Source organism: Acidimicrobiia bacterium (assembly GCA_016650365.1).
In the GTDB taxonomy this organism is placed as follows: domain Bacteria; phylum Actinomycetota; class Acidimicrobiia; order Spongiisociales; family JAENVV01; genus JAENVV01.
Genome location: JAENVV010000042.1, coordinates 22,394 through 45,812 on the forward strand (window position 1 = coordinate 22,394; position 23,419 = coordinate 45,812).

The following is a 23,419-nucleotide window of genomic DNA, read 5'->3' on the forward strand; positions in this document are numbered from 1 at the left end:
TTCACCGAGGCAAAGAGAGCGAGACCCTTGTACCCGAGGGACCAGTACTGACGATCTCCAGGTCACCACCGTGTGCCGTGACGAAGCTCCGCGCAATCGAGAGGCCAAGGCCGCTGCCGCCGGAATCGTCGGATTTGGTGAAGCGATCGAATACATGCGGCAAGAGCTCAGGGCTGATGCCGGCTCCGGTGTCAGTGACGTCGACAGTCATCCGCACGGGTTCGACGTGCAGTTCAATGGTGAGCGTGCCACCGGAAGGCATCGCTCGGAGCGCATTGACCACCAGGTTGGTGAGTGCCTGACGGATCCGGACCGGATCGAGCTCGACCGGAGGCGGGCCGTCCGGGGCGGCAACCAAAATCTCGACCCCGGAGGCGGCGGCCGTTGGTCGATAAGAGGACGCCACCTCGTTAACGATCGACAGCAAATCACCAAGTTCGGTCTGCAGCTCCAGCTTGCCAGCCTCCGACATCGACAAAACCCGTAAGTCCTCGATGAGGCGTTCCATGACTGCCACCTCGTCGAGTAGCGATGCCATGTGTTCTGGTCCGCCATCCCTTACGCCGTCGATCACGGCTTCGATCTCGCCGCGGATGATTGCTAACGGGGTACGAAGTTCGTGTCCGAGGTCTGACATGAGGCGGCGGCGCTGTTCGTCGGCTGTTTCAAGGCGCTCGGCCATCGTGTTGAACGACGACCCCACCGCTCGCATGCTCGGCGACGACCGCACATCAGCCCGGGCGGAATAATCGCCATCGGCTAGTCGGCCGGCCGTGTCAATGAGCGAGCGGACCGGTCGCCAGGTCCGCCGAAAGATGCGCTTCATGATGTTCAAGCCGAAGAAGGCCAGGATCACGGTCCCCACCACGGTCGGCCACTTTGATCCCGCTGATACGCCGCTCATTACCGTCGCAATAACCGTGCCAACCAGGACCGCCACGAATGTGATGAACGTAAGGAAGGCGATAGCGGCGCCAAGCATTTTGCGACCGGCGCCCGACCACGCCTCTTGCCCGGGTCCACCTTTCGGTGGCCATTGCTCCCCTTCTGGCCACCAATTGGGGCCGTGACCGTGTCTACGCATCGGCATACTTGTATCCCACCCCGTAGACGGTCAGTAGATGCTTCGGATGGGTCGGGTCAGATTCAACCTTGCGACGAAGATTCTTGATGTGCGCATCGATGGCTCGCTCATACGACTCGAAGGCGACTCCATGAATGGCGTCGAGGAGTTGTGAGCGTGTGAACACCCGTCCTGGAGACCTGGCGAAATGCAGGAGCAGGTCGTACTCGGTCGGCGTGAGGTCGACCACCTCGTCGTCGATAATCACCGCTCGACGTGCCGTGTCAATGGACAGGCCGGGGGCTCGCACGATGTCGGGAGTTTCCACGGAGGCATCGACGCGCCGTAAGACCGCCCGGACTCGGGCCACCAGCTCCTTCGGGCTGAACGGCTTGACGAGATAGTCATCGGCACCGAGCTCGAGCCCGACGATTCGGTCGGACTCGTCGGCGCGGGCGGTGAGCATGATGATGGGGACGTCAGACGTTGTACGCAGTGCCCGGGTGACGTCAAGGCCGTCTAATCCGGGCAACCCGAGGTCGAGCACGATCATGTCAGGGTGCTCCCGCCTGGCGACTGCCAGGGCCGACGGCCCATCGGCTGCAGTCAGCACACTGAAGCCCGCCTGCTGCAAGTAATCGCGCAACAGGCGGGTGATCTTCAGTTCGTCATCTACGACGAGGATAGTCTTCATAAGGGCATTCTCGCCGATCAGTCCTCGACGGGCGGGACGTGATCGTCAACTTCCTCCCGGGCATGGGCCATCCGGTGCCATTCCTCGAACCGATCAGTGGATGATCGGGGTTCATCACCTGCAGTTGCTTCATGGCGCTTTTGCCAGTGCTGGCGGGCTTCTTCGGACCAAGGTCCTGTCGCCTTTTCCCAACGGCGATGACCACCGAAGGCCTTGGCGATGAAGCCGAACAGCAGGAAAAAGAACAGGATCTTGAATATCAGACCGAACACCAGGAACGGGGCTGCCAACCAACCGGCCGTAGCGGCCGAACCGCCAGACAATGTGGCACCAAGCAAAACACCCAGCCCCACCAGGATCAATATCCCGAATGGGCTCCTTCGCATAACAGTCATCGAAATCTCCTTTCATCTGATTCGATAGACACAGCATGTCGATCAAATGTGGAGATCCGATGAACGCGGTGCGGAGATGGGGTGGAGGTTTGGTCGCCTTGAGGAAACGCCAACTGCCCCACTTCCGGGATAGACCACCAGGGTGGCGTTGAGCGTCGTACTGTCATGCGCACAAGGAGTGACGTGAACCGGACGGACTCAGATCCGCAACCCATTGTCCTCGCGTTCGAGCCTTTCTACCGCGAGCACAATCCGGCCGTGGTCGGTCTGGTGTACACACTCAGCGGGAGCCGGAACGGCGCCGAGGACATCGCCCAGGAGGCGTTCCTCCGGGCGCACCGTAATTGGGACGAGGTCGCCCGCTATGACCGCCCCGGAGGTTGGGTCAGGGTGGTCGCCATGAACCTCGGTCGATCCCGGATCCGACGTCTCGGAGCCGAGGCCCGGGCTCTGGCCCGCTTCGCCGGGATGAACGTCAGTGCTTTCCCCGAATTGGAACCACATAACGAGAAGTTCTGGGCGGCGGTTCGATCCCTCCCCCGCCGCCAGCGTGAAGTCGTGGCGTTCCACTACCTGGAGGACATGGCCACGGCCGACATCGCCGCTCTGCTGGGAATCACTCAGAGCACCGTCAAGAACTCGCTCGCTCAGGCCAGGGTATCGCTCGCTAAAACGCTGGAGATGGTGTTATGAAACTTGAAGATCTCGCACAAAATGCCGCCCGCCAAGCTCGCAACGCCGCACAAGAGATGCCGGTTGTTCCGATCAAGGAAGTCAGAAAGCATCGTCGAACTGTCGGTGTTCTCGTCCCGATCCTCGGCGTGGCCGCCACCTGGATGGTGATTGCAGTTCTGACGCCACCACCTGTACAGACATCCCCGGTCGCGACCAGTCCAACCGCCACCAGTGTCGGCAACACGCAGACATCGACTGCCCTACCGAACGTCTTCCAGACTGTGGTCGTGACCGATTCCGATCTGATTGGCTTCGATGACCACACCGATTCAATCCTCCCGCTGCCTGTCGAAACGGTCAACCCAGCGACCGACTGCTGCATCGTGGAGGGAGCCAACGGCGAGTTGCTTGTCCTCAGACCCAACCGGGTGTTGTCCGTCACGGATGGGACCAGGGAACTCATCGCCTGGGACGACATGAATGGTCTGGCCTTCATTGCCACGTCCGAGGGGTTAGCGATCGCCGGGACCGACGACACGGGCAGTTCAGTACTGCGACTCTACGCGGCAGACGGATCGTTGCGCTGGTCCATGCCTCTCGGCGTGGATTGGGGCGAAGGCCCGCAATTGGCGCTAGACGGAGACAACGTGATCTGGCGGGGGGCACGCAATTTCTTCCCTGAGGACTCTGGATTTGCCGAGGTGCAGTGGTTCCCGATTGCCAACTTGAATGGAACGCAAGACGTGTCCGGTCGCCGAATGGAATCGCGGCCTCTGCCAGACGGACGGTCGGTAGGGATCACCGAATACTTCGCCCGCCTCATCGGAGCCGATGGAAGCGGTATCCAATGGGAGCTGCCAAAGGACCTGACCGTCGTGTCAGCTGATCCGTTTCTTGATGGTCTTCTCGTCACTGCAGTCGCTGACCCATCATCAGAAGTGGGCCGGGTACTCGTCGCGGTCCTCCAACCGGGTGTGCCTCCGATGGGATTCTGGCTTGACCGCGTTTTTGGACCGTTCATGCCCGGGCCCACCACGATCTCCACCACAGACCAAGCACTATTCGGGCTAGGCGGCAATGACGAGTCGTTTACATTCATCTCGGTTGCATCCCTGGAGACGCTCTATCCACTCCCGCCATTCACCATAAAAAACGTTGATTGGATCGCCGTGGACCACCAAACCATCAGGTCGCCAGAGGGCACCGTTCTCGCTCGAGGGACCTACGCGTTCCTCGGGCGACCATCGGCCTGGGACGAAGATGGGGGTGTCGTGACCTTCGGCGACGATGGACTACTTCGGTGGATGCGACCCGGAGGTGAGTCTTTCCCGACGCTACCCAGCCAAGCCATCGCGGAGATCGTCGAGGTGGTCAAGAAGAACAATGGTTACGTGGTTGGTGCTCGGTTAGCCCGAAGCGTGAACACCATCATCTGGTTCGAGCTTGAGTCCGGCACCCTGACAGACCCACCCACGCTCGCTCGTACGCTCGATGGGCTCACATTCTCGGCGGGCGGAAGGACGGCCACCATCGCCCCGCCGGACTGGAGCAACGTTCAGTTGGGCGAAGGCGGCGAGCCGATCCCGCCCTACGACCTGCCGGAGCTTCTTGTGACTGCCGACGACGGGACCGAACTGCTTAGAGTTCCTGTAGGGACCACCGACCGACCGTTTGTGGAGATTCACGACTTCGACGGACGCCGCTTGATTCTGAGCGCAGTGCCACAGGAACCGGGCTTACCGCCGCAAACGGTCTGGATCATCGACCTGGAATGCTCAGGGTGTACCGAGATGATGGCTACCGGGGGCCCGGTTTGGTTCGACTTGATCGGAACGCTGACGTCGACGGGCGACGTGGTCGAGCCGAGCCTGCCTACCGATCCCACCAGACTGTGGCCCTAGCCCCTGCCGGAGCTAGATCGGTCGACGCACGACCGCCCGGTTGCCGCGATGTTCGACCAGGTCGAAGCCAGCCTTCTCGAACATCGTAAGACTGCCGACAAACATGGTTCCCCAGGCGTCGTCCTTCATGGGCTTGTCCCACGGAAAGCCTTCCAACAAGCGGGCGCCATGGTTCCGAGCATGGTCGATTGTGGCTTCGAGCAGCGCCGTCGCCACGCCGGTGTTCCGGTGCGCCTTGTCGATGTAAAAGCAGCTGACCACCCAGGCCGGTTGGTCGTCGATTGGTTTGTGGCTGATGGCCCGGGGAGCGTTCATCCGGGCGTAGCGTTCCCGGGGACCGACTGCGCACCAGCCAACCGGCACGCCGCCGCGATAAGCCAAAAGACCTGGCTCAAGACCGTCGTCGACTTGCGCGAGGAGAATGGCCCTCCGGTCGTCGGGAGCGGTTTCATTGAACTGCTTGTTCGTAAGCAGAAACCAGGTACACCAACAGTTCGAGTACGCCCCGTTTTCGCCAAACAGCACCAGCAGATCAGTCCGCCTATCGGCGGTGACCGGATGAATGTCAAGGTCAGGCACAGAAATCAGACTATCCGATCCCCAAAGAGTCAGGATCGCAACCGATGGCGGAGTCTTTGCTGCCCACGCTGCTCGAGTGGTTTGGTCTCCGAGCACGCCCGGCAGGAGATCTAGGAAATCTAGGATTACCAGATGAACTGCACCAGGTGGACCGCGTCCTTCGTCGGGTTAACGCTCGTGGCGGCTCTGGTCGCTCCGGTGGGTGCCGTCGAAGGTGCCGAGTTCCTCCGGATCGTGGTGCAAACGGACTCCGCTGCCCCCATTACCTCGGCTCGGGTCACACTGAACGGGGTCGCCCTGACCGCCTCCGAAGATGGCGCGTTTCTGGCGACCGGTCCAGGAGCGGTGCGGGTTGAGGCACCTGCCTACCTACCGGCTGTGTACACCTGGGAAGGTACTCCCGGTCGGTTGACGGTCACCCTCGCTCCGCGTCCCGTGTTCGCATTGCACGTGACGGGCGACGCGGCCGCCAATCGGTGGTCATCGATGCTGGCCATCGCCGCCAATAGCGCCGTCAACGCGCTGGTCATCGATCTCAAAGACGAATCGGGAAGAGTGTTCTCGTTGACCCCATCCGGGGTGGCGGCCACAGTAGGGGCATCCACTCCGCTGTTCGACCTGTCGGCCCGAGCCGAGGCCGCCCATGACGCCGGGCTCTATGTGATCGTGCGCGTGGTGGCGTTTCAGGACCCCATCGCGGCACGGGCCGAAACCTCCTGGGCCGTGTGGAACACGGCCACGGCTGGTCCCTACAGCAAAGGGGGCCAATGGTTCCTCGATCCGTGGGATCCCGATGCCCGCGGATACGCCCTCAGTCTGGCCGAGGACGCATGTGCGATGGGGGTCGACGAAGTGCAGTTCGACTATGTGCGGTTCCCGGATGGGTACCCTTCGACGGCACGCTTTGACGGCCCGACGACCGAAACAGGCCGGAAAGAGGCCATCACCGGATTCCTGGCCGAGGCGGCGGCTCGGTTGCACCCCGCCGGGTGTGCCGTCGCCGCAGACATCTTCGGATTCATCACTTCTACGTCCGGCGACGGTGGAATCGGTCAACAACTCGAGGACCTCGCTCAAGTGGCCGATGTTCTCTCGCCCATGCTGTACCCGAGCCACTATTCCACCGGTTGGTTCGGCTTCTCGGATCCGAACGCGCACCCGTACGAGGTGGTGACCCGGGCTCTGGCCGATGGGCAGGCCCGCATCGACGGCGCCCCGGCGGTGCTTCGACCCTGGATCCAGGATTTCTACTACTCGGCCTCGCAGGTGAATGCCGAGATCCAGGCAGCCGACGATCGGCGGGTCGGTTGGATGTTGTGGAACGCTCTCAGTTCCTTCACGGAAGGCGCCCTGCCTGCACCGGGCATCCTCGACGTCGAGGATGCCCGCACCACGACCCGGTTTGAGGTACTTCCCGGCTCGGGGTTCTGGGATGTCCCAGATGGCTACCTGTTCGAGAACGAGGTCATTTGGCTTGCTCGGGAGGGGATCACGTTGGGATGCAATCCTCCCGCCAATGACTTGTTCTGCCCCTCGCTCTCACTGACTCGAGGGCAGATGGCCGCATTGCTCTCCCGGGCCCTGGACTATCCCGCCGGAGGAACAACCGACCGTTTCATCGACGACGACACTTCGATCTTTGAACATGACATCGATCGCCTGGCAACTGCCGGGGTGACCCTGGGATGCAACCCGCCTGACAACGATCGATTCTGCCCGGACAACACCGTGACGCGCGGTCAGATGGCAGCGTTCTTGCATCGGGCACTGCCTGACTTACCTGAGGCTCGTGCGGCTATCGATTTTGCCGATGATGACGGCTCGGTGTTCGAGGCGGATATCGAATGGTTGTATTCGCGCGGTATTACCCAGGGTACGTCGGCAACGACATTCGGTCCGACGAATCCGGTGACTCGCGCCCAGATGGCGGCGTTCCTGTATCGGGCCCTCGGCAGGTAGGGAGTCGCTACCTCAAAAGAGACCCGAAACTCTGCTGTGGCCGCGTGCAACTCCGTAGCGCCCGCAAGCCGATCGGCCGCGCCGGACGAATTTCAAGGTCAGGCACAAGAATCAGACGATCTGATCCTCACATGGCAAGGCGATCGACAGGTAGTGTCCAACCATCCTGACTGACCACAACAACCCCCAGCCATCCGGACACGACTCACTGAGTCGGACCCTGGGGCTGGTAGGAGTCCTGACCCTTTCCATCGGAGCCATGATGGGGTCGGGTATCTTCGTCCTGCCGAGCCTGGCATTCAAGATCACCGGACCAGCTGCCGTCATCGCCTACGTCATTGCCGGGGTCGTAGTTCTACCAGCGGTTTTCTCGAAGGCCGAGATGTCGACAGCCATGCCCAGTGCCGGCGGCACGTACCTCTTCATTGATCGAGCGATGGGGCCGCTCCTCGGGACGATCGCCGGGTTCGGGGTGTGGTTCTCCATGGTCTTCAAAGCGGCCTTCGCTCTCGTCGGACTCGGTGCTTACATGTCACTGTTCTTCGATGTGCCTGCGAAGGCAGTTGGGTTGGCGATCGCCGCTTTGCTGATCGGGTTGAACTTGCTCGGTGTCAAACAATCGGTGAAGTTCCAGACCATTCTCGTGACGATTGTCGTGGCGGTGCTGGTCGGGTTCGTAGGCTTCGGCCTGCCCGACATCAGGGCATCCGCCTTCGAACCATTCGTCACCCACGGAGAAATTGGCCTGCTGAAGGCGGCGGCCGTCGTATTCGTTTCCTATGCCGGGGTCACCAAGATTGCCTCGATCGCCGAGGAAGTTCGCGATCCGGGAAAGACCATTCCGAAGGGAATGTTCATATCGATCGCACTGATGATCCTGCTCTACCCGGCCGTCGTCGCCGTCATTGTCGGAGTGACCCCACCCGAAATCCTGGCCAAGACCGCGGCCCCGGCGGCGGCGGCCGCCGAGGCATTCGGAGGGACCGTCGCTCTTGAGATCGTATCCTGGACCGCCATCATCGCGTTGATCTCGATGAGTAATGCCGGCCTGGTCGCCTCGGCCCGGTACCCATTCGCCATGGCCCGCAACCAGCTCGCCCCTGCCTTCCTCGCCAACGTAGGCAAGAAGTCTGGTGCTCCGACTTCATCCATCATGATCACTGGCCTCGTCATGGGGCTTCTGGTTGCCACGGTGCCCATCCTCGAACTCGCCAAGCTGGCATCGGCTTTTCTGTTGCTCGTATTTGCGTTTGAAAACCTGGCGCTCATCGCATTCCGGGAAAGCCACCCCGCCTGGTACCAACCCACGTTCCGCTCCCCGCTATACCCGTGGATGCAGTGGTTTGGGATCGTCGGCGCCCTCGTCCTCCTTACCCAAATCGGGGTCATCCCGGCGGTCGGCGCCATTGGCTTCATCGTGGCGGGGATCCTCTGGTACCGGGGATTCGGCCAGGCTCGGGCGTCTCGAGAGTCCGCCGCACGCGACGCGCTCCGTCTCCGCAGCCAGGACCGACTGGTCGCCGAAACCTCACAAGCGGTGTCATCCGCCGGACTTCAGCATGTGCTCGTTGCCCTGCGTCGGCCCGCCAGAGCCGAACGGGCTCAGAGCCTCATCCGATTGGCATCCAACCTGGTGGCCCCTGGGGGCCAACTGCATGTGCTGCATCTCGACGCCAAACTCGAAAACGTCGTGCCCTCCATTGACGACATTGCCGAAATGGCAGGGCGCGACATCACGGTCACCGTGGAGTATGCACCCGAAGCCAACCCACGGGGCGAGGTACATCGTTATGTCTCACGCACCGCCGTCGATCTGGTCTTGGCCGACCTTCCCCAAGAGCTGGCAGCCACCAAATCGATCATTCGCGACTGGCGCTGGCTACGTGAGCATTTACCAAGCGACTCGGCGTTCATTCGCAACCGACCCCCCACGGGAATGGACACCATCTGTGTCCTCGGAACGGGCGGACCCTACGACCCGCTCAAACTCAACCTGGCTTCCCGGATCGCCCGGCGGGAGAACGCCACTCTCCGCCTCATCCATGTGGTCCAGGGGGAAGCCTCCCCCGAGCAAATCGCCTCCATCGAGAACTACCACCGTCGGTTGATAGAGATTCTTGATGTGCCAGCCGTCTCCGTTGTCGAAGCAGCGAACGACCTCGTCCAAACGGTTTCGCGGCTTTCTCGGGGAGCCAACCTGGTGCTCATGGGGGCCCCATCTCATCGATTTCACCTCGTCACCGATCTCGCAGATCGAATCGCCGAACAGGTCGACTGCCCGACGTTGCTCATCCACACCCCGATTCACGAGAACCTGTCATTCCGTCGGCGGATCCTCGAACGATTTATCGCTTGACGCCATCCAGGTTGGACCGGCTCAGGCCGGCTGAACAACCGACCAAGCCCGACTAAGAACTATCCCGACAATGCCCGCTGCCGCCATCAAGGCGGCAGTCGCCCAGGCCGCCGGATAGCTGACTCGCTCAGCAATCGTGGCCAACAGCGGCGGGCCAATCACGGCTCCGAAGAAGACTCCCGTGATCACGAACCCGGTGCTGGTGGCCGGAGGGGCGGTCGAATTACGAGCGGTCACCAGGTAGATGATCGCCGGCCAGCCCCACCCGGCAGCAAAACCAAGCGCTACGCCGACCACGAGCAGGGGCACCGAAGTACCGGCGAGCGCCAGGGTTGTGAAACCAACCACACCTAGTACAACGATGGCGATGAGCTCTGAGAATCCACTGGTGCCTCGCCGGTCGACGATCCAACCAGCCAAGACCCGGCCAACGACCGCCGCGGCACTCCCGAACGCCAACACGCTGGCCGCCACCGACTGGGAATAGCCGACCGTCTCGAAGGCGTCGACCACGAGAACCGCCAGCGCGTTGCCGGTGGCCCCAAACAGGGCTCCGGCGACACTCAGGGCGATCAAGCATCGGGCATCGGCACCAACCCCGGTCGTGGACCGCCGATCTTCGGGCAGGACCGCTCCGAACTCGGGAGCAACGACGGCAAGCCCCAACGAACCAATGACAGACAGCAGGAATACGGTACGCCACTCGACGCCGGCGGTCACCGCGAACGTCGCCACCAACCCGGCGACAAGGGCCCCAAGCGGGACTGCCGCTTGTTTCGCGCCAAACCCGACACCTTGCCGTCCGGTTTCCACATACGCCCCGATGATCCGATTACCGGCCAGCTGACCGGCCACGTTGCTGAAGCCGGTGAGTGCCAGTGCCAGTACAACGACCGCCCAGTGGCGGGTGGTGACTCCGATGATCAACAACGACGCGGCTCCTCCGACGGAAGCAACCAACCCGCCGAATCGGGTGCCGAAACGATCGACGAGTTTTCCAAGTTGGAATGATCCAAGCGATCCGGCGGCGAAGTAGGCGGCCGCCGCCCATCCCCATTGGCTTTTTGAAACACCAAAGGATTCCTGGATACGAACGGCGTAGGCACTCGCCAGGAACAGCGGATACGAGGCAACGACCGAGAACAGCACCGCGGTCAAGATCGGAAAGCGCAATAAGGCTTTCCTCATCGGCTCAGGCCGCGCCCACCGACGAACATGAAGCCGGCCGCCACCAGTGCCATCACACCGGCGTATTGCCACGCCACCTGATAGCTGAACCGCTCGACCAGAAACCCGAACCCGATCGGTCCGATGATGCCACCCCCGTACTGCCCGGTCCCGATGATGCCCGATGCGACCGCCGGGGCCTGGGGTTGCCGTTGCACCACGGCAAAGCTGAGCACGCTCGGCCACGCCCATCCGGTCGCGTAGATGAGCACGGTCAAGAAGAACAGCTGGGTGCCACCGGAGATTCGCCCCATAAGCGAGAACCCGATCGCTCCGATCAGGAGAAACGCCGTGATCATCGGAAAGTGCCACTCACGTTGACGATCAGCGATACCGCCCCAGACGATCCTGGTGACAACGCCAAGTGCACTTCCAACCGCCAACAGGGTCCCGGCCAATGCCGGCGTAATCCCCCTGACCACCGATGACTCAACATAGAAGGCCCCGAAAGAACTGGTCGCAACAACGATAGAAAAGGCGCCCATCGACAGGATCCACAGGGAGCGGGTGTCGACAGACCGGGTTGGCCGCTTTCCGGCCCGGCTAGGACTTGAGCCAACATTCGAACGGGCCAGCACCGGGATCGTTATCAGCGCGGCAAGTACGAAGGCCCACCGCCATCCGATGGTAAGGGCTACCAACGGCACCGAAGCTCCCGCCAAAAGGGTGGCGTAGGGCCCCGAAGACTGTTTGACCCCAAAAGCGATTCCTTGCCGTTGGATCGGGATCCCTTCGGCCAGCGCCAAAGCGGAGGCCGGGAAGGAGAGGCCGTTCGCCGAGCCGCCGATCATCAGAAAAAGGCCCAGAGACCACCACTCGTGGACCAGTCCGGCAATACCGGCGACCGACACCAGCGTCAGTAGCGCGGCGATTCCCATCGACCAGGCCGCACCAAGGCGCTCGGTGATTCGGCCGCCCGGAACGGAGAAGGCAGCCGCTCCTAGATAAAATAACGAAGCGGCCGCCCCAAGCGCCGTCTCACCGAAGCCGATCTCGGTCCGGATGAAGATGGCATTGGCCCCGACCAGGAAGATAGGTAGAGCACCCAGAGTTACCGAAAGTGTCGCGGTGGCCAGTGTCGCGATAGGTCCGGTCGAGCGCACCTACTTGATGGCCAACGGGTTGAGAGGCGAACCAACCGCCCGGGTGAACGGCAATGGCGGACCGGCGAACATGAACTCGTACACGCCATCGTCTGCGCAGTCCTTGGCGAGGGCTTCGAAGTCGAATATCTCACCGAGCCAAAGCCCCATGTGGGCGATGAAGATGATGTGCATGGGCTGAGCAACGTCAGCCGTCTCGTTCGGGCGCACTTCGAGGCCCCATGTGTCGGTAGCCACGGCGACAATATTGCGGCTGTGCACCCACTCGGCACTCTTGAGTCCTAGCCCCGGAGCATCGCCCCCGGCGTAGTCGCCCCAAGCTCCATCTGCCTTGACTTTCGCCATGGCTCCGGTGCGTACGAACACGTAGTCGCCCTCGCCAACGGTGACATTGCCAAAGGCGGCGGCGCGATCAAGTTCGTCGGCGCCGATCGCGAATCCTGGCTCAAGCCATTCCACGCCTAGGGCGGCCGCGACATCGAGTAACACGCCTCGACCAACCATGCCCTCGGCTGCTTCCGTGATGGCGCCTTTCATGGCTCCTTTGCTACTGACCTGATCGGCGGAGTATCCATTCCAGATGATGTCGCCGAACACGACGTGTCCGAGAGCATCCCATTGGGTTCCGGACTGGAGCGGCATGATGATGATGTCATCGGTGCCACGAAAGTGCTTATCGACACCGCCATAGAAGTCCCGGATCGAAGTTCCGGCAATGGCATCTGCCCCATCGCGGATCATGAGATGGATAGGGTTGAAACGCCCGAGTCCACCAGTCTGCGGCCCGTCTTCGTCGAACGGGACCGCCATGGAGATCACCTTCCCCGATCGGACCAGCGAAGCGGCGTGGGTGATGTGCTCAGGTCGAATGAGGTTGAGCGTCCCTTTGCCATCTTCGGGTCCCCACCGACCCCAGTTGGATAGCTGCTGACCGAGGGCACGAACGGTATCAATGTTGGGACCATCAGACATGTTAATCCTCCCTAAGTGTCTCATTTTGTGAGACGGTGTCGTACCAAGTGAACCATACACCGTCCGAATGTGCCAGTATGCCCACAGGAGGTAGAAGATGATTACTGGCGCACAGGTACTGGCACGAATGCTCGATCTCTACGAGGTGACCCACATCTTCGCCGTCCCAGCCGTTCTCCGCAGAACGATGGCAGAACTGGAATTCCTCACCGACATCAAACGTATTCGACCGCATGGTGAAAAACCGGCCGCCTACATGGCGGATGGCTTTGCCAGGGTCTCCGGCAAACCGGGCCTCTGCATGGCACAAGTCATCGGCGCCCAGAATCTGGCCGCCGGATTAAGAGACGCCCACCTTGCCCACTCGCCGGTCATCGCTTTCACCGGCGGACGCGACCCGAATAACAAGTACCGCAAGGTCTATCAAGAAGTCGATGACCTCCCCTCGTTCGACACGGTGACCAAGTTCAACGCGACAGTCGACAAGGTCGAAAGAATCCCCGACATGGTTCGCCAAGCGTTCCGGGTGGCAGTAAGCGGATCACCAGGACCCGTGCATCTGCAATTCGCCGGGAACGAGGGCCAGATTGATCTTGGCGAAGCCGACATGGATGTCATCGTTGACGACTTGTTCAAGGCCGTTCCCCCGTTCCGTCCGGCCGGAGACGCCTCCGCCATCCAGGCCGCCGTCCGGGCTTTGGAAACAGCCGAGCGTCCCGTGATCGTCGCCGGTGGCGGAGTACGCCATTCACGGGCCGGCGCCGAGTTGGTTGCCCTGGCCGAAGCGTTGGCGATCCCGGTCGCGACGTCCCTCAATGGAAAGGACACCATTGCTGCTTCACACCCGATGTCGGTTGGGGTCGTCGGCAGCTATTCGCGTTCCTCGGCCAATTCGGTCGTAGCGTCCGCCGATCTGGTGTTGTTCATCGGAACCGAAACCGGCGGGATGACCACACATTTCTGGCAGGTCCCCGAGGTCGGTCGCCGGGCCATGCAGATTGACATCGATCCCGAAGCTCTCGGTCGCAACTACCCGCTAGAGGTCGCTATCCAGGCCGATGCCAGAACGACCCTGGCGGCCATGATCAAACTGGCTGACCCTTCGACGGCCAGTCGCAGAGCTGGTTGGATTACCGACGCCCAGGCCCGGGTCGCCGCATGGCGAACCGAATTCGAGCCATTGTTGACATCCGACCAAGCACCCATCCGCCCCGAGCGACTCGCTTCAGAGCTGAGCAGCCTCGTCCCCGACGACGGAGTGTTCGTAGTCGACACGGGCCATGCCGGGATGTGGATGGGGGGCATGTACGACGTGCGGGCCGGACAGACGTACATTCGCAGCGCGGGCCATCTGGGGTGGGCCTTCCCTGCCAGCCTCGGGGCCAAGTGTGCCGCCCCCGATCGACCGGTGGTTTGTTTCACCGGCGATTCCGGATTCCTCTACCACATCGGCGATATCGAGACTGCCGTCCGTTCGAAGATCAATACCGTCACCGTCGTGAACAACAACTCGTCGGGTAACCAGTCAAAACGCGGGTTCGACCGCGCCTACGGTGGCGAGCAAACCGACCAGGCCGGCGAACTCTGGAAGTTCACCGAACTGAACTTTGCCAAGATCGCCGAGGACATGGGAGCGGTTGGCATACGAGTGGAACGGCCAGGCGACTTTGGCCCTGCGTTGGAGCGAGCGCTCGAAATGGATCGGCCGGTCATCATCGACACGGTGACCGACATCGACGCCCTGGCCCCCCTCGCCGTCACCAAATAGCTATTTCTTGATGGCCAGAGTCAGCCCATCGGCGATGCCAACCATCTCGACGTCGAAGGCTGGATGGGCGACGAGCCATTGGTTGAAAGCCCGGATGGTGACGGTGGACGGTGACGCATCGTCGGTGATCACCTGGCGTCTCCACAACGTGTTGTCGACCATGACGACGCCGCCTTGCGGCACCTTGGGAATTACTGCTTCGACATAGGCCTGCAAGTTTTCTTTGTCGGCGTCGATGAAGACGAGTTGAAAGGGACCGTCGAGGTGGGCAATCGACTCGAGGGCGGGGCCGATAATGAGATCGATCCGATCGGCAACCCGCGCCTCTGCCCAGGCCTGACGAGCGATGGCGGTGAACTCATCGCTGATGTCGAGACAGGTCATCCGCCCACCATCGACCATGGCGCCAGCCATGATCAGCGAGGACAGGCCGGTGAAAGTACCGATCTCGAGGATTGCTTCTGGGCGAATGAGGCGGACCATGGCTCGTAGGAAAATCGCCTCGTCCGGCGTGATCTGCATAGAGCGCTCCGGCATGGCCTGGGTCTCGGCAATGATGCGACGCACGACCGGATGGACTGGCTCGGACGAGGCGAAGATGTAGTCCTGGAGTTCCTCGGGGAGCTCGATCGCATTGTCCATCAGGTCACTCCTTGATCGTCGCTCCGGGTTCTCCCACGGCCAGGGCATCCCTGAGCCGACGGATCCGCCCGGCGTGATCGCTGTGATGCACTGCCCGAAGCTCATGGGTGTTGAGAACTGGCATCACCACAAAGTGGGGACCGGGTTCGTCAAGCAGGCCGGGAAGCTCCGACTGGAAGGTCTCGAGGTCAGCGATACGTTCGACTTTGCCGTTCCCCGTAGCGCCGCCACCCTGGATCCCTGCCCCCTTCGCCAATGTCACGAAGTCGACCCTGGCCGGCAAGGGCTGGCCACCCACCATTTCGTACGTTCGATTCTCAAGCAGCAACACGATCAGATTCTCCGGACCGTACTGGGCCATGGTCACCAGCGATCCGAGGCTCATTAGCAGTCCACCGTCGCCTTTGAGCACGATCACTTTTCGTTCCGGTCGAGCCAAGGCGAGTCCCATCCCAAAGTCCGAGGCGTGCCCCATCCCGAACGCCAGAAAATCAAAGTCGAGCGGATGGTCCGACACGAGAGGCCACTGCAACGTCGCCGTCATCGTCATGACCACGATTTCGTCAGTCCGGGAGTCGGCCAACGCTCTGAAGACATCGAGCCGTTCCATCATGGTCGAAACTTCCAACCGGTTATGACTGCGGCCGGTTTCGACGTGCGGGCGGCCCGCTCATCCATGCTGGCGATAACGCCGATATCGTCGTTCGACATGAGGTGTTCATAGGGGATCTGCCAGGCGTCGAGGATCGGCTCGGTGTATGGATAGGCCGAATCCACCGGCTGCTTACCCTGGGAGGCCCCGGCGTAGCCGCGCCACCCGATCAGCATTTGCAGAGGAACTCTGGGCCCAATTCCACATCCTCGCAAGGCATCGCCCGCTTCCATCAGCCCCGTGTTCTGAATGACGAGTAGCGGCTTGGCGCCACCCACCCATAGACCGGCGGCAATTGCGATACCTTCGCCTTCTCGACAGGGGGTGAGATAGGAAAGCCGTTCGTGGGCGGCGGCAGCTTCACAGAGCAGCCGGCTTTCGCTGTCGGGAATGGCGATCACGTGAGTGAATCCAAGCCGAACGATCTCATCAATCGTAAGTCGGGCGCTCGCCCCGATCACGGCGGGATCGGCGATCACGGCGGGATCGGCGATCACGGGGTAATCGGCTCGACGCCGAGCTGATCCGCCCACCGCTTGAGATTGGCCAGCACGGCTGGCGTGATCGGGATCCCCTCCACACGGTTGGCGGCTTCGGCCATCGCCTCGGGTTCGCCAGGAATGAAGATGCGGTCATGACCGGGCGCCTTGGCGGAGTCGCGTATGAGCGTGAAAGTCGCTTCCATCTCGGCGGCAATTTCTTGCGGTGGCCGAAACCCGGCGAGCTTGATGGCACCCATAAAGTGGCCCATGGCGGGCGGCTGGTGCCCGTCGGCACCCGCCAGGCGATCAGCCAGTGGACTGCCCGGTAACGCCCCGCATAGAAGCTCGGCCAGCAGGGAGAGCCCATAACCCTTGTGTCCGCCGGTTTCTACGCCTTCCCCACCGAGCGGCAGGAGCGGAGCCGAGTAATCAAGCACTCCGTTCGAATCTAGTTGCGGGGTCGGAGCAGCTGATGCGGTCCACCCAGGAGGGACCGGGCGATCTTCCCGTAGCGCGGTTTCGATCTTGCCAACCGCCACGGCGGTGGTCGCCATGTCGAGGTAGAAATCGGTCCCATCTCCCGCTCCCGGCATGGTGATGCTGATCGGGTTCGTTCCGAGAATCGACTCGACCCCGAATGTCGGGGCCGCCCGCCTTCCCCCGCTGGAAACGCTGATACCAATGCACCCTTGCCGCATGGCCTTTTGCGCCCAATAGCCTGCGAAACCGAAGTGGCTCGAGTTGCCGACGGCCACAAAGCCCGAGCCGTATCCATTGGCCATCGTGAGGGCCTCGTCCATGGCGCGGTTGGCCGCCACAATTCCAATGGCGTTGTCGGCGTCGAGCACTCCGGTGGTGGGCGAATCGGAAGCGTATGAAAAGGTCGGTCGCGTATTGATGGTGCCGCGGGTGAGGCGCACGAGGAAGTAGCTGACCCTGGCAACCCCATGGCTGCGGATCCCCCGAAGGTCGGCACTAGCCAGAACGTCCGCCACCAGGTCGGCGTCGGCAGGCGGTACATCGACGGCTTCAAGTAGTCGCCGTACCAACGCCTTGGCGTCGGCTGGAGAAACCCGGATGGTTCCCGCCGGGGGCGCTGCTTCAACCAAGTGGTGCGCTCGTCATGGCGTCTCAGGCGGAAGAGAAACGAGAGCCGCGTAGAGAGAAACTTGATCGACGGTCGCAAAAGCTGACACCACGCCGACATTGGTTTCGTCTTCGATGGTCTGACGCAACTTGAGACCTGCCGCAGTTACTGCCCCGTCGGCGACCAGTCCGCGCTCCTCGAGGCGGTCGGTCATGACCACCGGTGCCTGAGTGTCACTTCCACCCCAGGCGGCCGTCAGCATCTCGATCTCAGCCGGGTTCAAGTCATACCGCTTCCACGCTTCGACGTGAGCTTCGTTGCGGAGAAGCCGCAGTCCGGACAACCGATAGTGGAATCGGTGGAAGAGGTCGTCAGGTTTTGGACCGGATATGGCGGCCTGCGCCAGGCCGTACCGTTCAGGACTCGCTTCAAGAATCCGACGCACGGGTCCGGCGGCCGCTTCAACCGTGTCTCGATGATCAATCCAAAAGTAACGCGCCGAGTTTCGGACCGCGGTGTTCAACTCCTCCAGGATCGGCTGAACTCGATCTGTCGGGCGCAAGTGGTCCCCGTCTCTCGAAAAGAAGCCGCCGTCGACCATGTCCTCGATAAACGCCTTCAATACTTCCGGCGGCCGATAGAGGTAGCGTCGCAATACGAACTCTTCGGACAGAACATCAACGAACGGCACCAGGTTATTGAGCGTGCCGAAGGCGCCAGGGTCCATCCCCGCCTTCTCCAGAATCGCCAGATCCACCTCGTGATCGCGGGCTCGAAAATTCACCGCCCACACCAGTCGGTCAATTTCGGGGGCGAGCGCAGCAGGGTTCATATTTTGCATTATATTTGGTGATCGGCCGGAACGGCGGCCACACGACATCGGGCAAGCCGACGGGAGACATTTCTTGAGCAACATCAACTGGGATTTTTCGGGCAAGGTGGTAGTGATCACCGGTTCGGCCATCGGGATGGGTGCCGATGCCGTAGCCAGATTCCGCCAGGCCGGAGCCACCGTATACGGTCTCGACATTGATCAGGAACGCGGCTCCCAGGTAGCCCTGGACACCGACACGACCTTCATTGCCTGTGACATCACCGACCGGAGCGCGGTGGGAACAACGTTCGATCGAATAGCTGCCGAATCTGGCAAGCTCGACATCCTCATCAACAATGCCGGCGGTTTCTGGGAACAGTTGACGGTCGAAGAAACCAGCGAAGGGGAATGGAACAAGGTCATCGATCTGAACCTCAAAGCCGTGTTCCTGTGTGCGCAAAGAGCGATCCCCCTTCTTCGGCTGTCGTCGAGCGGCAGAATCATCACGATCGGATCTCTGGCCGGCCAGACCACGATGTATCGATCGTCGCCTCCCTATGCCGCAGCCAAAGCCGGGGTCATGGCGCTCAGCCGGAACCTCGCGTATGAGTTGGCCGCCGACGGTATCACATCGAATGTCATCGCCCCGAGTGCGGTACTCACCGATCGAATCCTCAAAGTTCGCGGGCCCGAAGAGCGTGCCGCCACCCAGAAAACCATCCCGCTCGGCCGCTATGGCGAAGTCGATGACATCGTCCAGTGGATGATGTTCCTCGCCTCTGACGAGTCTGCCTACATGACCGGCCAGACCATCACGGTCAACGGCGGCCGGTTCATGATTTAGCGCTGGCCGACATATCGCCTGCAGAGCGAGCGAATTCTTCTGCAATAGCCAGGAAGCCCACTCGCCGAAATAGTCTCGATTCGGGTCCCAACGCTCGGTGAGATCCATATGATCTCTCCATCGACCAAGTGGGAGGGACCGTGAGAAGATTAATTGGTTCGTTGACGATCATCGGACTCCTCGCAAGCGCTTGCGGAAGCACCACAGTGGCCGCCACCACGGTCCCCATTGCAACGACCACGACGGCCCCAACTGAGACGCCCACCACCGTCCCCGTCGACACGACCGTTGCCCCGACTCCGGAGACTCCTACGACCGCCACCGCTGCGCCAGGGCCGGCGACCTTCAAGGACCGAAATTTCCCCGTGTCGTATGCGATCATCAAGCCGGAGAAGACGGTTCTAAAACAATCTCCCGACTCAGGCGAGGTCAACTACCTTGAACACAAGTCCGGCGAGAACGCGGGCGTCGTCTTGACGACAAGGGGCCCATCGACCCTTGATGAGTGGCGAGAGAGCCAGGTAGGCAAGCCAATCACCGTTTCGAACGAGTCGACCGAGGTCGAGATCGGTGGCATTACCGGTGCCTACCTGACATTCACGGCCCAAGAGAACTCAGTAGCACCTGGACAATTGGACTTTACGTTTGAACCCGGCGACTCCGGCCGCGTCTACATGGTGGATGTCGGCAGCGAAGTGGTCACGATCATCGGCGTTGCCGGACCTGACCTTTGGCCGGATTTCCAGTTCGAACTCGACGAGCTTATCGCGGGTCTCACCTGGGACTAGTTCGTCCGCTAGATCCCGCCCATGGCGAGGTACTTGGTCTCCAGGAACTCCTCGAGGCCTTCGTGGCCACCCTCCCGGCCGATGCCGGATTCTTTGACACCGCCGAAGGGGGCGACCTCGGTCATCAGCAGACCGGAGTTGATGCCGACCATGCCGTAATCGAGTCCTTCTCCCACCCGCCAGACACGCCCGACGTCGCGAGCAAAGAAGTAGGCAGCCAGGCCATACGGCGTGTCGTTGGCGGCCGCGATGACTTCTTCTTCGGTTGAGAATCGAAAGATCGAGGCGACCGGCCCAAATACCTCTTCGTTGGCGATCGCCATCGAACCGGTCACGCCGGTCAACACCGTTGGTTCGTAGAACGTATGTCCGAGCGGATGGGGTTTGCCCCCGATCCGGGCTTGCGCCCCACCAGCAACGGCTGCATCGACCAGGCGAATCACCTTGTCGAAAGCTTCCCGGTTGATCAGCGGGCCGACATCCGAGCCGGCTGATCCGCCGGCGCCAACCCTGAGCTGGCTGGCGGCCGCGGTGAATCGATCAACGAACTCGTCGTACACGGCGTCCTGGACGAACACCCGATTGGAACAAATACACGTCTGTCCACCGTTGCGATACTTGGCGATGATCGCCTGGGAAACGGCCTGATCGAGATCGGCGTCATCGAAGATGATGAATGGGGCATTGCCTCCCAATTCCAGACTCACCTTCTTGACGGTGTCGGAGCTCTGACGCATCAACAGCTTGCCGACTTCGGTACTCCCGGTAAACGACACCGCCCGCACGATCGGGTTGCGAGTCAGTTCGGCGCCTATCGGAGCAGGATCCAACCCGGTCACGACGTTGAAGACTCCTGGCGGGATACCGGCGCGATCGGCCAGTTCGGCCAACGCCAAAGCAGAAAGCGGGGTGTCTTCGGCTGGCTTGGCAACCACCGTACATCCGGCAGCCATGGCCGGGACCGCCTTGCGGGCAATGGTTGACGAAGGGAAGTTCCACGGCGTGATCGCCGCCACTACGCCAATCGGCTCCTTGACGACAATAAGTCGCAACTTGGGATCGTGGGTCGGGATCACTTGACCGTAGGCACGCTTGGCTTCTTCGGCGAACCACTCGACGTAGTTCGCTCCGAAGATGATTTCCCCCCGGCCCTCGTTCAGCGGCTTGCCCATTTCGGCGGTGACGATCGCCCCCAGATCGTCAGCGTGCTCGACCATCAACTCGTACCACCGGCGAATGAGAGCTGATCGTTGTTTGGCGGTCAGCGCCTTCCACGCCGGGAACGCTTCATTGGCCGCTTCGATGGCACGTCGCGTCTCGGCTTGACCCAGGTCGGCTACTTCGGCGAGGACGGCTCCGTCGGCCGGGTCGAGCACCTGAAACCTTGCTCGCGAGTCTGCCTCTACCCACTCACCACCGATGTAGGCGTCGGTTCGCAACAAACGCTGGTCGGTAAGGTTCATGTTGCCTCTCCCGTCGGTCCGGTTTCAAGGGCTTTGATGAGGGCTGCCAGATCCGCTTCTCCGTACCCGAGTTCGCCGGCTTCCTCAAGAATCTGGCGGGTGAGCGAACCGACCCTGGCGGCCGGAAGAGCCTCCGCCGCCAGGCCCAGATCTTTTCTCATCAGGTTGACGGTGAACGTGGGCGTAAAGTCACGATCCACGAGAGGCGCTGCCTTGTACTCCAGTAGCTTCGCGACCGCACCTGATCGAATCATTTCAATACCTTGCCACACGTCAAGGCCGACCGCTTCGAGGTCGAGAACCGCCTCTGCCATCGCCGTCAAGTGCGAGGTGAGAAGGCGATTCGTGATGAGCTTGAGCAACAGACCGGAACCGTTTGGACCGACGTGTTCCACCCGGGATGCGAAAGTCTCGAGAGCAGGTCTGGCTACTGCGAGTGCGTCGTCTTCTCCACCAACCATCACAACGAGAGTGCCCGCATCGGCGTGGATCGACGTGCCACTCACCGGGGTATCGAGGAAACGGATCCCGTGGTCCGCTGCCAGTGCGGCGAGGTTCCTGGACGCCTCGACCCCAATCGTTGATAAATCCGCGCACACGGTGCCTTCCTTCACGAGCTTGAATACCTGGCCATAAACCGCCTCGACCTGGGGCGTGGCAGGAAGCGATGAGCAGACCAACTCCACGTCCTTTACACCAGCTAGACCGTCAGCGATGACCATGCCGGCGGCAGCAGCTTTCTGGAGGGCCACCGGCGACTCGTCGAAACCGACGACGTCATGACCTGCTTCCTGCATGTGGCGGGCCATCGGAAATCCCATCCGGCCCAAACCAACCATCGCAACTTTCATTTCGCCTCCCATGTGATTGTGTCTCCTGTCCGGGCCGCCGCGTCGATCGCCAACGTTATCTGGAGGGTCTGCCGGGCCTCTCGGGCGGTGGTGAGATGGCACGGCTTATCGGTGGTCAGAAAATCGAGCCATGCACGGGTTTCATCTGCCACCCGTCCGAACATGGTGTCGCCCACCCACTCCCCCGAGGTGCGACTTCCGAGGAACGTCAGCCTGAGATGTTGATCGACATACTCGTTGTCGTGGCCGACCTCGCTGTACATGATCTGGTCACCGTGATCCTCGGTCACCATGAGGACCCCGTCGGTCCCGAGCAACTCGAATCGGGTAGCCATTCCGTTGATCGGATAGCCGGCCGGCAGCGAATAGCTGGTGGCCAACTCGAACACGGCCCCATCGGCAAACGTCAACAAAGCGACGGTGAGATCATCTACGTCGTGGCCTTTGGCCCGCAGAATGGACCCGTGGGAGCGAGCCACCACTTCCACCGGTGCAAACGGGTGATACCAGCCGATGATATCGACGAGGTAGGTGAGGATGTCCATCACCGGGGTGGCCGTCGGCGACCGTTTCAGGATCGCTTCGCCGATCGCCAGCGTGTCATAGGTTCGTGCCAGACCACCAATCAATGTTCCGATCCTGCCCGCGGCGATCTGTTGGCGGGCAACCGCGTAGCGCTGCGCATATCGCATCGAGTAACCGACCCGAAGATCCACCCCGAGTTGATCGGCAAGTCGCGTCAAGTGGTCCGCTTCATCGAGGTTCAGGGTGATCGGTTTTTCGACCATGGTGGATCTACCGGCCCGCAATGCCGCCTCGACGGGGGCCATGTGGGCGCCTTCGGGGGTAGCCACGACGACTGCGTCCACCTCGTCGAGCAGAACGGTGGCGTCGGTGTCAGTTGACCAAACATCGGCTCCTGTCTCGGCAGCCAACTTCTCGGCAGCTGCGGCATCCTGGTCGACAATGGCCAAGAACCCGACACCGGCATGGGCCGATGCCAGCCGGGCGCGATGGCGGCCGATCTTGCCGGCACCCACGATCGCCAGACCAACCGATCGACGGTTCATCGGGTTGTCTCGTCTTTTTGCAAGGTCGACCTCC

At 61.6% G+C, this 23,419-nt stretch carries 22 protein-coding genes; 7 read left to right on the plus strand and 15 right to left on the minus strand.

Going from position 1 to position 23,419, the window contains the following annotated elements; translation table 11 throughout:
* Nucleotide 1 precedes the first annotated feature (1 nt).
* The 3 genes from JJE47_02750 to JJE47_02760 are packed head-to-tail and all read right to left on the minus strand — an operon-like array spanning nt 2 to nt 2,152.
* Complete coding sequence (locus tag JJE47_02750; GenBank protein ID MBK5266327.1) at nt 2-1,084, minus strand: HAMP domain-containing histidine kinase; 1,083 nt, start codon at nt 1,082-1,084, stop codon at nt 2-4.
* The gene (locus JJE47_02755) at nt 1,077-1,757 is read right to left on the minus strand and encodes a response regulator transcription factor (GenBank protein ID MBK5266328.1); all 681 of its coding nucleotides are present in this window, start codon (nt 1,755-1,757) and stop codon (nt 1,077-1,079) included. The genes JJE47_02750 and JJE47_02755 overlap by 8 nt, the downstream gene beginning before the upstream one ends.
* A gap of 17 nt (nt 1,758-1,774) precedes the next feature.
* Complete coding sequence (locus tag JJE47_02760; GenBank protein ID MBK5266329.1) at nt 1,775-2,152, minus strand: hypothetical protein; 378 nt, start codon at nt 2,150-2,152, stop codon at nt 1,775-1,777.
* Nucleotides 2,153-2,335: 183 nt separating this feature from the next.
* Between JJE47_02760 and JJE47_02765 the strand changes: the two genes are divergently transcribed.
* Nucleotides 2,336-2,845: a sigma-70 family RNA polymerase sigma factor gene (locus JJE47_02765; GenBank protein ID MBK5266330.1), complete on the plus strand. Its 510-nt coding sequence runs from the start codon at nt 2,336-2,338 to the stop codon at nt 2,843-2,845.
* Nucleotides 2,842-4,728: a hypothetical protein gene (locus JJE47_02770; GenBank protein ID MBK5266331.1), complete on the plus strand. Its 1,887-nt coding sequence runs from the start codon at nt 2,842-2,844 to the stop codon at nt 4,726-4,728. Before JJE47_02765 ends, JJE47_02770 begins: the two co-directional genes overlap by 4 nt.
* A gap of 12 nt (nt 4,729-4,740) precedes the next feature.
* Here the strand turns inward: JJE47_02770 and JJE47_02775 are convergent, their stop codons facing one another.
* Nucleotides 4,741-5,307, minus strand: a complete 567-nt coding sequence (locus JJE47_02775; GenBank protein ID MBK5266332.1) for a GNAT family N-acetyltransferase — start codon at nt 5,305-5,307, stop codon at nt 4,741-4,743.
* Between the two features lie 132 nt (nt 5,308-5,439).
* Here JJE47_02775 and JJE47_02780 point away from each other — a divergent pair, with 132 nt between their 5' ends.
* Nucleotides 5,440-7,266, plus strand: coding sequence for an S-layer homology domain-containing protein (locus JJE47_02780; GenBank protein ID MBK5266333.1), 1,827 nt, complete (start codon nt 5,440-5,442; stop codon nt 7,264-7,266).
* A 259-nt stretch (nt 7,267-7,525) separates the two neighbouring features.
* On the plus strand, nt 7,526-9,622 hold the full coding sequence (locus tag JJE47_02785; protein MBK5266334.1) for an amino acid permease: 2,097 nt from the start codon (nt 7,526-7,528) through the stop codon (nt 9,620-9,622).
* Between the two features lie 21 nt (nt 9,623-9,643).
* Here JJE47_02785 and JJE47_02790 read toward each other — a convergent pair whose 3' ends face one another.
* The 3 genes from JJE47_02790 to JJE47_02800 are packed head-to-tail and all read right to left on the minus strand — an operon-like array spanning nt 9,644 to nt 12,924.
* Entirely contained in the window at nt 9,644-10,810 is a 1,167-nt protein-coding gene (locus JJE47_02790; protein MBK5266335.1) for an MFS transporter, read from the minus strand.
* Nucleotides 10,807-11,952, minus strand: a complete 1,146-nt coding sequence (locus JJE47_02795) for an MFS transporter (protein MBK5266336.1) — start codon at nt 11,950-11,952, stop codon at nt 10,807-10,809. Before JJE47_02795 ends, JJE47_02790 begins: the two co-directional genes overlap by 4 nt.
* Entirely contained in the window at nt 11,953-12,924 is a 972-nt protein-coding gene (locus JJE47_02800; protein ID MBK5266337.1) for a cyclase family protein, read from the minus strand.
* Nucleotides 12,925-13,021: 97 nt separating this feature from the next.
* On the opposite strand from JJE47_02800, the gene JJE47_02805 reads away from it, so the two are divergent.
* The gene (locus JJE47_02805) at nt 13,022-14,692 is read left to right on the plus strand and encodes a thiamine pyrophosphate-binding protein (GenBank protein ID MBK5266338.1); all 1,671 of its coding nucleotides are present in this window, start codon (nt 13,022-13,024) and stop codon (nt 14,690-14,692) included.
* Here the strand turns inward: JJE47_02805 and JJE47_02810 are convergent, their stop codons facing one another.
* The 5 genes from JJE47_02810 to JJE47_02830 are packed head-to-tail and all read right to left on the minus strand — an operon-like array spanning nt 14,693 to nt 18,387.
* Complete coding sequence (locus JJE47_02810) at nt 14,693-15,334, minus strand: O-methyltransferase (protein ID MBK5266339.1); 642 nt, start codon at nt 15,332-15,334, stop codon at nt 14,693-14,695.
* A 4-nt stretch (nt 15,335-15,338) separates the two neighbouring features.
* Nucleotides 15,339-15,947, minus strand: coding sequence for a thiamine pyrophosphate-binding protein (locus JJE47_02815; GenBank protein MBK5266340.1), 609 nt, complete (start codon nt 15,945-15,947; stop codon nt 15,339-15,341).
* On the minus strand, nt 15,944-16,483 hold the full coding sequence (locus JJE47_02820; GenBank protein MBK5266341.1) for a hypothetical protein: 540 nt from the start codon (nt 16,481-16,483) through the stop codon (nt 15,944-15,946). Before JJE47_02820 ends, JJE47_02815 begins: the two co-directional genes overlap by 4 nt.
* Nucleotides 16,480-17,577, minus strand: a complete 1,098-nt coding sequence (locus tag JJE47_02825; protein MBK5266342.1) for an Ldh family oxidoreductase — start codon at nt 17,575-17,577, stop codon at nt 16,480-16,482. The genes JJE47_02820 and JJE47_02825 overlap by 4 nt, the downstream gene beginning before the upstream one ends.
* Before the next feature lie 12 nt (nt 17,578-17,589).
* Complete coding sequence (locus tag JJE47_02830) at nt 17,590-18,387, minus strand: hypothetical protein (protein ID MBK5266343.1); 798 nt, start codon at nt 18,385-18,387, stop codon at nt 17,590-17,592.
* A 73-nt stretch (nt 18,388-18,460) separates the two neighbouring features.
* Between JJE47_02830 and JJE47_02835 the strand changes: the two genes are divergently transcribed.
* Both JJE47_02835 and JJE47_02840 read left to right on the plus strand, forming a co-directional pair.
* A complete protein-coding gene (locus tag JJE47_02835; protein MBK5266344.1) occupies nt 18,461-19,213 on the plus strand; it encodes an SDR family oxidoreductase in 753 nt (250 codons plus the stop codon).
* Nucleotides 19,214-19,353: 140 nt separating this feature from the next.
* Nucleotides 19,354-20,001, plus strand: a complete 648-nt coding sequence (locus tag JJE47_02840) for a hypothetical protein (protein ID MBK5266345.1) — start codon at nt 19,354-19,356, stop codon at nt 19,999-20,001.
* An 8-nt stretch (nt 20,002-20,009) separates the two neighbouring features.
* Here the strand turns inward: JJE47_02840 and JJE47_02845 are convergent, their stop codons facing one another.
* From JJE47_02845 to JJE47_02855, 3 genes are read right to left on the minus strand one after another with little or no spacing between them, the layout of a single operon-like run.
* Complete coding sequence (locus tag JJE47_02845; GenBank protein MBK5266346.1) at nt 20,010-21,464, minus strand: NAD-dependent succinate-semialdehyde dehydrogenase; 1,455 nt, start codon at nt 21,462-21,464, stop codon at nt 20,010-20,012.
* The gene (locus JJE47_02850; protein ID MBK5266347.1) at nt 21,461-22,315 is read right to left on the minus strand and encodes an NAD(P)-dependent oxidoreductase; all 855 of its coding nucleotides are present in this window, start codon (nt 22,313-22,315) and stop codon (nt 21,461-21,463) included. The genes JJE47_02845 and JJE47_02850 overlap by 4 nt, the downstream gene beginning before the upstream one ends.
* Complete coding sequence (locus tag JJE47_02855; protein ID MBK5266348.1) at nt 22,312-23,385, minus strand: Gfo/Idh/MocA family oxidoreductase; 1,074 nt, start codon at nt 23,383-23,385, stop codon at nt 22,312-22,314. Before JJE47_02855 ends, JJE47_02850 begins: the two co-directional genes overlap by 4 nt.
* Between the last annotated feature and the right edge of the window lie 34 nt (nt 23,386-23,419).

What these genes read in the sequence shown, in the direction of transcription:
- JJE47_02760 (MBK5266329.1), bottom strand. Translation starts at nt 2,152, where the DNA reads ATGACTGTTATGCGAAGGAGCCCATTCGGGATATTGATCCTGGTGGGG.
- JJE47_02785 (MBK5266334.1), top strand. Translation starts at nt 7,526, where the DNA reads ATGATGGGGTCGGGTATCTTCGTCCTGCCGAGCCTGGCATTCAAGATC.
- JJE47_02750 (MBK5266327.1), bottom strand. Translation starts at nt 1,084, where the DNA reads ATGCGTAGACACGGTCACGGCCCCAATTGGTGGCCAGAAGGGGAGCAA.
- JJE47_02830 (MBK5266343.1), bottom strand. Translation starts at nt 18,387, where the DNA reads ATGAACCCTGCTGCGCTCGCCCCCGAAATTGACCGACTGGTGTGGGCG.
- JJE47_02845 (MBK5266346.1), bottom strand. Translation starts at nt 21,464, where the DNA reads ATGAACCTTACCGACCAGCGTTTGTTGCGAACCGACGCCTACATCGGT.
- JJE47_02755 (MBK5266328.1), bottom strand. Translation starts at nt 1,757, where the DNA reads ATGAAGACTATCCTCGTCGTAGATGACGAACTGAAGATCACCCGCCTG.
- JJE47_02800 (MBK5266337.1), bottom strand. Translation starts at nt 12,924, where the DNA reads ATGTCTGATGGTCCCAACATTGATACCGTTCGTGCCCTCGGTCAGCAG.
- JJE47_02815 (MBK5266340.1), bottom strand. Translation starts at nt 15,947, where the DNA reads ATGATGGAACGGCTCGATGTCTTCAGAGCGTTGGCCGACTCCCGGACT.
- JJE47_02805 (MBK5266338.1), top strand. Translation starts at nt 13,022, where the DNA reads ATGATTACTGGCGCACAGGTACTGGCACGAATGCTCGATCTCTACGAG.
- JJE47_02770 (MBK5266331.1), top strand. Translation starts at nt 2,842, where the DNA reads ATGAAACTTGAAGATCTCGCACAAAATGCCGCCCGCCAAGCTCGCAAC.
- JJE47_02780 (MBK5266333.1), top strand. Translation starts at nt 5,440, where the DNA reads ATGAACTGCACCAGGTGGACCGCGTCCTTCGTCGGGTTAACGCTCGTG.
- JJE47_02850 (MBK5266347.1), bottom strand. Translation starts at nt 22,315, where the DNA reads ATGAAAGTTGCGATGGTTGGTTTGGGCCGGATGGGATTTCCGATGGCC.
- JJE47_02855 (MBK5266348.1), bottom strand. Translation starts at nt 23,385, where the DNA reads ATGAACCGTCGATCGGTTGGTCTGGCGATCGTGGGTGCCGGCAAGATC.
- JJE47_02790 (MBK5266335.1), bottom strand. Translation starts at nt 10,810, where the DNA reads ATGAGGAAAGCCTTATTGCGCTTTCCGATCTTGACCGCGGTGCTGTTC.
- JJE47_02810 (MBK5266339.1), bottom strand. Translation starts at nt 15,334, where the DNA reads ATGGACAATGCGATCGAGCTCCCCGAGGAACTCCAGGACTACATCTTC.